A 12,056-nucleotide genomic window follows, 5' to 3' on the forward strand; every position below is an offset into this window, starting at 1 on the left:
ATGGCCGGCGTGGACGAGGTCGAGGTCGTCGTCGCTCATCAGGAGCGGGCGACGCTGCGGGTCGGTGACGTGTTCCTGAAGATCGACGCCGATCCGGCGCACGCCGAGGTCGAGGTCGAGGCGATGGCCATGGCGCCGATCCCGACCGCGGACGTCCTGTGGTGCCGGCCGCCCGTGCTCGCGCTCGCCGCCCTCCCGGGGACGGCGCTCGGCCGCCTGGGCGAGCCGTCGCCCGCGTCGCCGGCGGCGTGGGCCGCGGCCGGCGCCGCCGCGCGGAAGCTGCACGAGGCGCCGCTGCCGCCCTGGCCGTGGCGGAGCCGCGACACCCTGGTGGCGGAGCTCGAGACCGAGTGTGAGCGGCTCGTCGCCGACGGCGTCCTTCCCGCCGACCTGGTCGCGCGCAACCGTGAGGTCGCCGAGGCCGCGCTGCGGCCGTGGACGCCGGTGTTCATTCATGGCGACTTCCAGATCACCCACGTGTTCGTCGACGGCGACGAGGTCACCGGCGTGCTCGACTGGTCCGAGGCCAGCCGGGGCGACGGAATGTTCGATCTCGCGACCCTGACGCTCGGACACGAGGAGCACCTGGCCGACGTCGTCGCCGGCTACGGAGGCGACGTCGACCGCGACGTGATCCGGGCATGGTGGTCGATCCGCAGCCTGCTGAACGTCCGCTGGCTGGCCGAGCACGGCTTCGACCCGTCGATGCCGGGCGGCGAGATCGACGTGCTGAGATCGCGGATGTAGGGCTCAGACGCGATGCGCGCCGCCGAGGCGAGGGCGCCTGGCCGGGGTGGTCCGGCCGGCCGCGCGGCCCGGGATGATCGTGAGGCCGCGGTACACGCGGGGCGCGCCGTCGAGGACGAGCCGGGTGGTGCGTCCGGTGACCGTCAGGTCGGTGCGGCGCCCGATGGCGTCGACGGCGACGGCGGTGTCACCGCTGGTGGTGACCGACAGGGTGGTCTTCGTCGGCCAGGGGTCGACCCAGACCTCCGGGGCGGGGAAGTAGTCGCCCTCGTCGGGATGGCCGGCGTTGAGGAGGTAGCCGTCGGCACGGTTCCAGAGCACCGCGAGGTCGCCGCCCGGCGACTCGAAGTAGAGCCCCTTCGTCTGCGGGTTGCCGAACTCCAGCCAGCCGCCGAAGACGGCGTCGTCGAGCAGGCGGGCGGCGTTCGCGTAGGCCAGCAGTGACGGCTTCGCGCTGAGGTCGCGGTTCATCAGGCCGAAGTGGTACTCGACGTTGCCGGGGTCGGCCACCTGCGCGTTGCCGAGCACGCTGTCGTGGAACTGGTACCAGTTCACGCCGCGAACGCCTTCGGCCTTGGCAAGAGCGAGGGTGAGGAAGACGTTCTCGGCGGCGTGCCGGTAGGTGTCGTTCCACCACGCGTTCGGACGGGTGCACGCGTACGCCTCGGTCAGCCAGATCTCCTTCTCGCCGTACTCGGCCATCAGCGCCTTCAGCCGGAGCAGCCCGCCGTAGAAGTTCCAGTAGCCGCCGTGGGCCGAGGGGTCCGACTCGTCGTCGGGCACGTAGTCGGGGGTGAAGTTCCCCCGGCCGGGATGGAAGGCGAACGCGTCGATGAGGTCCCAGCCCCCGCCCGCGTGGAAGTTCCGCACCCAGGGCTCGTCCATGCCGGCCAGCCCGTTGTTCATGATCTTCACCGTCGCCCGGACGGCGGCGGCCCGGTCGACGACCGGGCGCAATGCCTTGTCGATGTAGCTCTGAGCGGCCACGCCGGTGTTGAACGGGCGGTTGAGCTCGTTGCCGACCTCGAAGTACTCGGCGCCGGCGGCGATCGCGGTGCCGAGGTTCGCCGCCGCCCAGGCGGCAGCGGCCTCGGGCGTCGCGTCGAGAGAGGGCTGCAGCTCGATGTTGTGCGGCATGCCGCGCTCGTCGTACGCCGCGGGCGGCAGGCCGGGGCCGCCGTCGTAGGCGATCCGGACCCGGCTGACGCCGACGCGCTGCCAGAGGTCGAGCAGCGCGTCGGCCGAGGGGCGCTGCAGCCAGGGGTAGTTGGCGATGCCGAACATGCTCTGCGCCGACGGGCCGGCGGCGGGCTCGCTCGGCAGGACGGCGAGCGTGGTGCGGGCGAAGGCCTCGTCGTCGCCGGATCGGGCGAACACCTCGGCCACGAGAATCCCCTGCGCCGGAGCGGCCACGGTGAAGGTGCGCTCCAGGGTCGAGCGGGCCGCGATCGTGACCGGGCGGGTGTCGTTCGCCAGCTGGGCGCCGTCGTAGTCACGGACCCACCAGCCGAGGTCGACCGTCTTGTCCGCGTCGCTCCCGTTCGCGACGAGCGCGGTCACGGACATCGTCTCGCCCGCCTGCGCCCAGAGGATGAAGTCGCGGTCGGTCCACACCTCGACGCCGAGCTCCCGGCCGAGGCCGATCGACGCCGTCGCCGAGGGGCGGGTCGAGCTGAAGAAGAAGTCGGCCCGGCTCAGGTGGCCGCCGCCCGGCAGCGCGACGCCGGGGGAGTGGATCCAGGTGCTGTTCGACCAAGCCTGCCGGGACCGCTCGAGGAGGAACATCCCGTGCAGGGCGCCCCAGGCCGAGGTATGCGCCACGCCGACCATCCGCTCGTACGGGATGCCGCCGCCGGCGTCGCGGACCCATTCGGTGACTGCGATGTAGTCGTCCGCCTCGGAGGCGGACAGGATCGCCCGGCTGAAGAGGAACCCGTCCGGGAGCAGCGTCGGTGCGCCGTCGACCCGCCACTCGAGGTGCGCGTGGCCGGTCGCCACCGTCACCGTGCCGACGACCGTCGTGGGGCCGGCGGCCGCGTCGAAGGTGTACGCCATGCGGATCGCGGGCGCGCCGTCGGCGGTCGTGACGAGGGTCGGCTGGCCGCCGGTCGAGACGTGGACGCCGGTGCGGGAGTCCTTCACCTGGAAGCGCGAGCCCTGGGAACGGACGACGCCCGCGCCGTCGCGGATGGCGATCCGCCCGCCGACACTGGCGACGACACTGATCCCGGCCGCCGACAGCGTGACGTCGCCCGCGGCGGCGGAGGCGGTGACCGGTGAGCGTTCGGCGACGAGCAGCACGCCCGCCGCGAAGGTCGCTCCGAGGAATCCGCGGCGGCTCAGATCGCGCGAAGGGGTGCGTGCCGACGTCATCGTCGCTCCGTTTCCGCTCGCTTCATCGCGAGCCTGCTAATGCCTATTAGCATCCTGGGCGACCTCATCCTGAGCGCTGCGCCGAAGCGCTGTCAAGGAGGGTTGCGCGATCTGGTGTTACGCATTATCGTCGCCGACACCTCGTGAAGATAGGCATTATCAAGTTCAGGAGCTCAGATGGCACCGAAGCCTCGCCGGGTCACCCAGCGGGAGATCGCCCGGATCGCGGGAGTGAGCCAGACGACGGTCTCGCTGGTCCTCAACGACCGCGACGGCTCGAACATCCGCATCCCCGAGGAGACCAGGGAGCGGGTGCGTGAGGCGATCGAGGCGGCGACGTACGTGGCCGACCCGGCCGCCCGCCGGCTCGCGGGCCTCGACAACCAGATCGTCGGCGTGTTCACCTACGAGCCGGCTCTGTCGCCCGAGAGCATGGACTTCTACGGCCCGCTGCTCAACGGCATCGAGCGCGCGGCCGAGCAGGTCGGCTGCGACCTGCTGTTCTTCACCAGCTCGCCGGTCGAGGACGGCACCCGGCGGCTGTTCCACCGCAAGACGCGGCTGCGGCTGGCCGACGGATGCATCCTGCTCGGGCAGCAGATGGACGGCGCCGAGCTCGAGCGGCTGGTCGACGAGCGGTTCCCGTTCGTCGCCGTCGGACGCCGGGACGAGACCGAGGCCAAGGTCCCGTACGTCGGACTCGACTACGTGACGCCCACCCGGGCGCTCATCGACCGCGCCGTGGCCCTCGACCACGAGCGCGCCGTCTACCTGCACCGCGACCGGCCGAGCCCGACCGCTCGCGACCGGCGCGCCGCGATCGAGTCCGCCGGCGCCGAAGGCCGGCTGACGTTCGCCCTGAGCGGCGCCGAGGACCTCGCCGGCCTGGCCGGCCTCGTTCGGGACCACCGTGCGACGGTGCTGTTCGCCGAGGACGCGTTCCTGGCCGAGGACGCGATCCACGCACTCACGGGCGCGGGCGTGCGGACGCCGGCGGACGTCTCCGTCGCCGCGCTGGCCGAGGTCCGCGGGCACCGTAGCGACGGCCGCGTGCTCACCGGGTTCCACGTGCCGCGCGACGAGGTCGCCGCGGAGGCGCTGGAGGTGCTGCACGAGCTGATCGCCTCCCCGGTCGAGGACTGGGACTCCCTCGACACGCAGCGCCTCCTCGGCGCCGAGGTCGAGCCCGGCGAGACGATCGTCGAGCGGGCGACCCGATGACGGCGATCCACACCGACATCGCGGTCATCGGCGGCGGGCTCGGCGGCGTCGCGGCCGCGCTCGCGGTGCTCGACCGCGGCCTGCGGGTCGTGCTCACGGAGGAGCACCCGTGGCTGGGCGGTCAGCTGACGTCGCAGGGCGTGCCGCCGGACGAGCACATCTGGGTCGAGCGGTTCGGCGTCACCGCCCGGTACCGAGCGCTGCGCGACGGCATCCGCGACCACTACCGGCGCAGTTACCCGCTGTCGGACACGGCCCGGGCCGACCGGGAGCTGAACCCCGGCCGCGGTCGCGTCAGCCGGCTCTGCCACGAGCCGAGGGTCGCCGCGGCCGTCGTCGCCGAGCTGCTCGGCCCGTACGAGGCGAGCGGCCGCCTCGTCGTCCTGCGGCGCACGGTGCCCGTCGCGGCTGACGTCGACGACGACCGCGTGCGCTCGGTCACGGTCGAACGGCTGGCCGACGGCGCCCGCACCACGATCCACGCCTCGTACGTGCTGGACGCCACCGAGACCGGCGACCTGCTGCCGCTCACCGGCACCGACTACGTCGTCGGGGCGGAGTCGCGGGAGGAGACGCTCGAGCCCAGTGCGCCCGTCGACGGCGACCCGGGGAACGTCCAGTCGATCGCCTGGTGCTTCGCCTTCGACCACGTCGACGGCGACCACACGATCGAGCGGCCGGCCGACTACGACGAGTGGCGCGCCGTCGAACTGCCGTTCTGGGGCGCACCGATGCTGTCGTTCGTCGCACCGAACCCGCGCACGCTCGAGCCCGAGACGCGCACCCTCGACGTCAACCCCACGACCGAGCGCAGCGGAGACCCCCGCGTCGACGCCGGCGACCAGGACCTCTGGGAGTTCCGGCGCATCGCGGCCCGCCAGACGTTCCGCGCCGGGTTCTACGACAGCGACATCGTGCTGGCCAACTGGCCGCAGCTGGACTACGTCGGCGGCTCGATCATCGACACCGCCGACCGCAAGGCCCATCTCGCCGCGGCGAAGGCTCAGTCGCGGGCGTACTTCTACTGGCTGCAGACCGAGGCGCCGCGCCCCGACGGCGGGGCCGGGTGGCCCGGCCTGCGGCTGCGCGGCGACGTCCTCGGCACCGACGACGGCTTCGCCCAGGCGCCCTACATCCGGGAGTCACGGCGGATCCGCGCCCGCCGCACCATCGTCGAGCAGGACGTGTCGGTCGCCGTTCGCGGGCACGCGGGACCGGCGCGGTTCGCCGACTCCGTCGGTGTCGGCATGTACCGCATCGACCTGCACCCGTCCACCGGCGGCGACAACTACATCGACGTCGAGTGCGCGCCGTTCGAGATCCCGCTCGGCGCGCTCGTGCCGCTGCGCACCGTCAACCTGCTGCCCGCGGCGAAGAACATCGGCACGACGCACATCACGAACGGCGCCTACCGGCTGCACCCCGTCGAGTGGAACGTGGGCGAGTCGGCGGGCGAGCTCGCGGCGTTCTGCCTCGAAGGCTCCGTCAGCCCGGGCGACGTCGTGTCGGATCCGCGACTGGTCGACCGGTTCCAAGCCCGGCTCGTCGAGGCGGGCGTCGACATCCACTGGCCCGAGATCATCGGCTATTAGGGGAAGAGACACACATGATCACAGCAACGAGGCTGGGCCGCACCGCCGCACTGGCGGCCGCGGCCGTGCTCGTCGTCGCCGGATGCTCCGCCGACGCGAGCGACGACGAGACGTCGTCCACCCCCGCCGCGGCCGGCAGCGTCGACCTGCGCATGACGGTGTGGACGTCGAACGAGGACCACCTCGCCCTGTTCGACTCGATCGCCGAGGCGTACCGGAGCGAGCATCCCGAGATCGATCACCTTCGAGAGCCTGCCGTTCGCCGACTACAACACCACGCTCACCACCCAGATCGCCGGCGGGAACGCCCCTGACCTCGCCTGGATGGGCGACCTGTCCGAGGACCTCATCACCGCGGACGCGCTGGTGCCGCTCACCGAGACGCTCGAGGGCACGGACGGCTGGGAGTACGACGACCTGCTCGAGAGCGTGACGGCGGAGTTCTCCGCCGACGGCGAGCTGTTCGCCTATCCGTTCTCGAACTCGCCGTTCGCGCTGTACGTGAACACCGACCTGCTCGCGCAGGCCGGCCAGACGCTCCCCGCCGACGGGCTCACCTGGGACGACGTCTCGGCCGCCGGCGCCGCGGTGCACACGGCGACCGGCAAGGGCGGCTTCGTCATCCGCGACTTCGACTACTCGTCCTGGAACGTGCTCGGCACGGTGTGGCCGGCCTGGGGCGCCGCGGCCTGGTCCGAGGACGGCACCGAGTGCACGTTCGACAGCCCGGAGATGGCCGACGCGTTCCGGTTCCTCCACGACGCGGCCTTCGTCGACGGCTCGATGCCCGGCCCGGGGACGACCGCGGACTTCTTCGCCGGCGACGCCGCCTTCACCGTCGCCCAGGTCTCCCGCGCCTCGCTGCTGGACGGATCGTTCGGCTACGACGTGATCCCGCTGCCCGCGGGCCCGGCGGGCGAGTACTCCGTCATCGGCCAGGCCGGTGTCGGCGTGCTCTCGTCCAGCGCCCACGTGGACGAGGCGACGGAGTTCCTCGCCTATCTGACGAACCCGGACAACGCGGCCCTGCTCGCGCAGTACTTCCCGCCGCCGCGCGAGTCGCTGCTGACCGGTGAGGCGCTGGCCGCGAACAACCCGATGCTGACGGCCGAGCAGCTCCAGACGGTGGTGGTCGACCGCATCCCCGACGCCGTCACACTGCCGAACCACGCCAACCCGGCCGAGATCGCCCAGACCGGCAAGACCGCGCTGGACGCGCTGTGGACGGCCGGCGCCGACGTCGAAGCGGTGCTCGGCTCGGTCTGTGACGCGATCCAGCCGCTGCTCGCGCATTGATGAACACGACAACGAGCCAGGCGACCCGGGAGGCGGCCGCAGCCGCCTCCCGGGGCCGGCCGCCCTCGCCCGGGCGCCGTCCGTTCTGGACCACCAGGCGACGCGACGCGCTCACCGGCTACCTCTTCATCACGCCGCAGCTGGCCGGCGTCGCGGTGTTCGTCCTGCTGCCGGTCGGCCTCGCCATCTGGTACAGCCTCAACGACTGGAACATCTTCCGCGGCGACCTCACCTTCGTGGGCGGGGACAACTACGCGGCGTTGCTGGACGACCCGCAGCTCCCGGCCGTCCTCACGTCCACCGCGGTGTTCTCGGGCGGCGTCGTCGTCCTGAACATCACCCTCGGTCTCGCGCTCGCCGTCATGCTCAACCGGCGGTTCCGCGGCGTGACCGTCTTCCGGACCCTGTTCTTCTCGCCGGTCGTCGTGTCGGTCGTGGCCTGGACGCTCGTCTGGGGATTCCTGCTGCAGGACAACGGCGGCATCAACGCCGCCCTGGACGTCGTCGGCCTCGACGGCGCCAACTGGCTGCAGCAGGGCGACACCGCCATGGCCGCGGTCATCGTCACGCAGGTGATCCGCTCCGTCGGCGTCAACATGGTGCTCTTCCTCGCCGCCCTGCAGGGTGTGCCGAGCGAGCTCTACGAGGCGGCCCGCATCGACGGCGCGAGCGACGCCGCGATCTTCCGCCGCATCACGCTGCCGCTGATCTCGCCGACGGTCCTGCTCACGGCCATCATCACCATCGTGGGCGCACTGCAGGCGTTCGCGCAGATCGCCGTGCTCACCCAGGGCGGACCGGGCCTGTCCACGACCGTGCTCGTCTTCTACGTCTTCCAGCAGGCGTTCGAGTTCAACGACATCGGCTACGGCTCGACCCTCGCGCTCATGCTGCTGACGTTCGTCCTGCTGCTGACGCTGCTGCAGTGGCAGCTGCGCCGGAAGTGGGTGTTCCATGAGGCCTGACCTCGCGCGCCGCATCGGGCTGGTCGTCGCGTTGACGGTGCTGGCGGTGCCCTTCGTGGTGCCCACGGTCTGGATGATCGCGTCGTCGTTCAAGCCGCTGGCCGAGATCTTCCAGTCGCCGCCGACGCTGTTCACGGACTCGCCGACGCTCGACGCCTACGTCGAGGCGTTCAGCTTCCAGCCGTTCGCCCGGCAGTACGTCAACAGCGTCTACATCGCCGTCGTGGTGACGATCGTGACGCTGGTGGTGTCGAGCATGGCCGGGTACGCCTTCGCCCGAGTGCGGTTCCCGGGCAGCAACGCGCTGTTCCTGGTCGTGCTGGTCGGCCTGCTCGTGCCGAGCGAGGTCACCATCGTGCCGCTGTTCCAGATGTTCAAGCAGGTCGGCCTCGTGAACACCCACTGGCCGCTGATCCTCGTCACGGCGCTCGCCGCACCGTGCGTGCTGGCGACGTTCATCATGCGGCAGTTCTTCCTCGCGCTTCCCGGCGAGCTCGAGGAGGCGGCCCGGCTCGACGGCCTCGGCCGGCCGGCGATCTGGGCGCGCATCGCCCTGCCGCTGGCGAAGCCGGCGCTCTCGGCCGTCACGATCCTCACGTTCCTGGCGTCGTGGAACCTCTACCTCGAGCCCACCGTCTACCTGACCTCGCCGGAGCTGTTCACGCTGCCGCAGGCGCTGACCCGCTACACCGACGCCTACGGCGGCGAGATGTGGAACACCCAGCTCGCCGCGGCGACGATGACCGTGGTGCCGGTGCTCATCGTGTTCGTGATCGCCCAGCGCCAGTTCGTCGAGGGACTCGCCCACTCCGGGCTGAAGGGATGAGCTCCGGCCTCACCCGGACGCGAGGCTGATCTGGTCGCCGTCGACCGTCACGTCCACCGGCGGCAGCGGGTCCTGATCGTCCGGTGAGAGGCCCGACGCTGCCTGCACCACCGAGCCGTCCTCGATCGAGAAGCGGCTGCCGTGGCAGGCGCAGTCGATGGTGCCGTCGCCGACGGAGCTCACCGTGCAGCCCTGGTGCGTGCAGACGGCGGAGAAGGCCCTGAAGTCGCCCTCGGCCGGCTGCGTGATGACGACCTGCTGCTCGGCGAGGATCAGGCCGCCGCCGACCTCGACGTCGCCGGTCGTGGCGACGACGGCGCCCCCGCCGCTCGCCCCGCCGCCGTCACTGGCGTCGGGCTGGTCGGGCGAGTCGGGCGAGTCGGGCGGGTCCGGCGGGTCGTTCTCGTCGCCGTAGACCGTGCATCCGGTCGCCGCGGTCACGACGCCGGCGGCGCCCAGCACGAGCACCTGCCGCCTCGGGGTTCCCGCCGTCACATCTCCTCCTAGAACCGCACGCCGAAGGTCGTGAAGAACCACAGGGACGACGTCCACCACAGCGCCACCAGCAGGGTGAACGCCGCGCCGCCGAGCAGCGGCAGCGCCCAGCCCGGCAGCCCGTCGCGGCGCAGCCCGAGCATCTTGACGGTGAAGACGCCGAAGAACAATGTCCCGGCCGCCGAGTGGACGAGTACGCGCGGAGTCGCGGTCTGGTAGCCGAGCGCGTACAGGCAGTGGACGGCGATCGGCACGGTGAGCAGGAACGCCGCCCGGCCCGACCAGCGATGCAGCGCGCCGATCCAGGACGGCGGCTCGAACCGGCCCAGCCTTCCGTACATCGCCAGCGCCGACACCACCTGCACGACCGCCAGCAGGGCCGCCGCCGACGTCATCCAGACCTTCGCCTCCAGCGGCCCGGAGAAACCGGCGACGTTGACGGCGATGCCGGTCGGCTCGTGCACGTTCGCGTACACGCCGAGCACGACGGCGACGGCGGCACCGACGAGGAACGGCACCAGCAGCAGCGTCGCTCGCCGCTCCGGCTCGACGAACAGCGGCTCCCCGGGGCTCATTCGATGCTCCCGTCGGTCTGGAGTTCGGGCTCCACGATCTCGCCGTCGACCGTGACCTGACCGGTGCCGACGTCGATCGGTGCGGCCGGCTGCGTCTGGCCGTCGACGCTGACGGCGCCGACCTGGTTGCCGTCGGGGAGGACGATCCAGCCGCCTACCACCTCGGCGCCGCCGGAGATCGTGTCGGCGAACCGGTACAGCCCGTCCGGCGGTGCGACCTGCTCGATGGTGAACGTCCAGGTCTGGCCGTCGACCGTCGTCTCGCCCTCGACGACCGAACCGTCGTACGTGGCGGACAGCGTCCCGCGGTCTCCGGTCAGCTCGAGGCGGCCGTCGGCGGCCGTCCCGGTCAGCCACGCCTCGCGGCTCGCGCCGTCGCACACGTAGGCGATCGCCTCGGTCCCGTCGATGATCACCGCCACCGATGCGCCGCCGTCGCCGGTGTAGCCGACGTACGTCACCGGCTCGGCCGGCGCCGGTGGCGGCGTCGTCGCCTCGGGCGGCTCGGTCGTCGGCGGTGGTGTGGTGGCCTCGGCGGCCGGCGTCGGCGTCTCCGTCTCGGTCGCCGCGGCCGCCGGTTCGTCGTCGGCCGCGGGCTCCTCCGGCGTCGCCGCCATGCTCGCGATGAGCAGGCCGGCGCCCAGCGCGGCACCCGTGAGCAGTGTCACCAGCGGACCAATGCGCGGCATGATCGACCCTCCGCCGTAGCTCCCGGGGCGAGGTCATCCTAGGGCCGCGGCCACCCGCAGAACAGGCCTAGCCGCCGCCGATCGGGGTGGCCGCGCCGGAGAACGGGTCCAGCTGGATGTACGCCGCCGCAGGGTCGCCGTCGTGCACGAGCGACTCGTGCTGGCCGACGTCGTCGAAGGCGAAGGCGTAGGCCCGGCCGTCGGCCATCTGCGCGTGGATGTGCTTCGCGTAGTGGTTGGTCACCGCGTCCTGGTAGAACGCGCCGCTGCCCGAGTCAGGCTGCTGCGAGTTCACCAGCAGCGTCGACCGGTTGAACCCCGCGCACAGGGTCCGCGCGATCGCGCCCACGTCGTCGTTCGGGGCGGCGAGGTCGCGGTGGCAGCCGAGGATCGAGTCGCTCGACGGCTTCGGGAACGTGGTGACCACCGCGCCGGCCGCGTTCGTGAACGTCATGACGTCGCCGGACACGCGGCCGTGGAACACCCGGCCCGGCTCGTTGGCGTAGGGCCGGACGGTGAGGGTCTCGGCGCGGTACTTGGCCCAGACCCGGTCGACGTAGCCGGCGAACACGTTCGGGTCGAGCTGTCCGGTCCCGACCGCGTGCCCGGGCGACAGCACGCGCAGCACGGAGCCGTCCGGTGCGGTCTGGACGAGGCCGTCCCAGCCGGGTGTCGCGTCGAGGGCCGCGACCACGGCGCCGAAGCCGTCAGGCTGGAGCATGCCGGTGCCGGCGACCGACCCGTCGGCGCGGCGCAGACCGGTCTGGTAGGGCGCGGAGAAGAAGTCGACCTGGGTGCTGTTGATCCACAGGCCGGAGCCGTTGAGGGTGTACTCGGTCCAGTTGAACAGGAGGTTCCGGTTCGGGTCGCTGGGGTTCTGGACCGCCGGCTGCACCAGCCGGCCGTCGTTGACGATCTTGAAGACGAGCTTGCTGCCGTAGGAGAAGTAGACCCGGCCGGAGAGTTGGGGCAGCTGGATCGTGAGCGACTGCCTGTCGGCCGGGCCCGCGATGGAGGCGTCGGGCGCGTCGACCGGGACCGAGCCGACCGTGGGCCACGGATGGAAGGTGCCGGCGGCGTCGGCGTATCCGAGCCGGCCGTCGCGCTCGCCGAGGACGTAGATGTGGACGGGGTCGCCGCGGCCGGAGTCGTTGGTGATGGTGAGCGGGATCGTGGCGGGGACGGCCGCGGCCGCCGGCGCGGCGGCCGCCGATCCGGACGCGACGAGGGCGAGTGCGGCGAGTGTGCCGGCGAGTCTCCTGATGGCGGACACCGAT

Annotated in this window: 10 protein-coding genes and 1 pseudogene; 6 read left to right on the forward strand and 5 right to left on the reverse strand. The window is 72.1% G+C overall.

The window, feature by feature from the left end; translation table 11 throughout:
• The first annotated feature begins 9 nt into the window (after window positions 1–9).
• Window positions 10–747: a phosphotransferase family protein gene (locus BLV05_RS11355; protein ID WP_046770929.1), complete on the forward strand. Its 738-nt coding sequence runs from the start codon at window positions 10–12 to the stop codon at window positions 745–747.
• A 3-nt stretch (window positions 748–750) separates the two neighbouring features.
• Here BLV05_RS11355 and BLV05_RS11360 read toward each other — a convergent pair whose 3' ends face one another.
• Window positions 751–3,120 carry a hypothetical protein gene (locus BLV05_RS11360; RefSeq protein WP_063932610.1) on the reverse strand — a complete coding sequence of 790 codons (2,370 nt, stop codon included), beginning with the start codon at window positions 3,118–3,120 and terminating at the stop codon, window positions 751–753.
• A gap of 177 nt (window positions 3,121–3,297) precedes the next feature.
• Here BLV05_RS11360 and BLV05_RS11365 point away from each other — a divergent pair, with 177 nt between their 5' ends.
• The 5 genes and pseudogenes from BLV05_RS11365 (at window position 3,298) to BLV05_RS11385 (ending at window position 9,020) form a co-directional block, all read left to right on the forward strand.
• On the forward strand, window positions 3,298–4,341 hold the full coding sequence (locus BLV05_RS11365; RefSeq protein WP_046770890.1) for a LacI family DNA-binding transcriptional regulator: 1,044 nt from the start codon (window positions 3,298–3,300) through the stop codon (window positions 4,339–4,341).
• Window positions 4,338–5,933: an FAD-dependent oxidoreductase gene (locus BLV05_RS11370; RefSeq protein ID WP_152690918.1), complete on the forward strand. Its 1,596-nt coding sequence runs from the start codon at window positions 4,338–4,340 to the stop codon at window positions 5,931–5,933. Before BLV05_RS11365 ends, BLV05_RS11370 begins: the two co-directional genes overlap by 4 nt.
• Before the next feature lie 14 nt (window positions 5,934–5,947).
• Window positions 5,948–7,229 (forward strand): annotated as a pseudogene (locus BLV05_RS11375) (ABC transporter substrate-binding protein).
• Complete coding sequence (locus tag BLV05_RS11380; protein ID WP_046770891.1) at window positions 7,229–8,194, forward strand: carbohydrate ABC transporter permease; 966 nt, start codon at window positions 7,229–7,231, stop codon at window positions 8,192–8,194. The pseudogene BLV05_RS11375 and the gene BLV05_RS11380 overlap by 1 nt, the downstream one beginning before the upstream one ends.
• On the forward strand, window positions 8,184–9,020 hold the full coding sequence (locus BLV05_RS11385; protein WP_046770892.1) for a carbohydrate ABC transporter permease: 837 nt from the start codon (window positions 8,184–8,186) through the stop codon (window positions 9,018–9,020). The genes BLV05_RS11380 and BLV05_RS11385 overlap by 11 nt, the downstream gene beginning before the upstream one ends.
• Before the next feature lie 9 nt (window positions 9,021–9,029).
• Here BLV05_RS11385 and BLV05_RS11390 read toward each other — a convergent pair whose 3' ends face one another.
• From BLV05_RS11390 to BLV05_RS11405, 4 genes are all read right to left on the reverse strand, one after another.
• Window positions 9,030–9,515: a Rieske (2Fe-2S) protein gene (locus BLV05_RS11390; RefSeq protein ID WP_046770893.1), complete on the reverse strand. Its 486-nt coding sequence runs from the start codon at window positions 9,513–9,515 to the stop codon at window positions 9,030–9,032.
• Between the two features lie 8 nt (window positions 9,516–9,523).
• Window positions 9,524–10,090, reverse strand: coding sequence for a DUF6529 family protein (locus BLV05_RS11395; protein ID WP_046770894.1), 567 nt, complete (start codon window positions 10,088–10,090; stop codon window positions 9,524–9,526).
• Window positions 10,087–10,779 (reverse strand): hypothetical protein, encoded by a 693-nt coding sequence (locus BLV05_RS11400; RefSeq protein ID WP_046770895.1) that lies wholly within the window; start codon window positions 10,777–10,779, stop codon window positions 10,087–10,089. Before BLV05_RS11400 ends, BLV05_RS11395 begins: the two co-directional genes overlap by 4 nt.
• Before the next feature lie 67 nt (window positions 10,780–10,846).
• Window positions 10,847–12,052, reverse strand: coding sequence for a beta-1,3-glucanase family protein (locus tag BLV05_RS11405; protein WP_046770896.1), 1,206 nt, complete (start codon window positions 12,050–12,052; stop codon window positions 10,847–10,849).
• Between the last annotated feature and the right edge of the window lie 4 nt (window positions 12,053–12,056).

Origin of the sequence: Jiangella alkaliphila, from assembly GCF_900105925.1 — a bacterium.
In the GTDB taxonomy this organism is placed as follows: Bacteria; Actinomycetota; Actinomycetes; order Jiangellales; family Jiangellaceae; genus Jiangella; species Jiangella alkaliphila.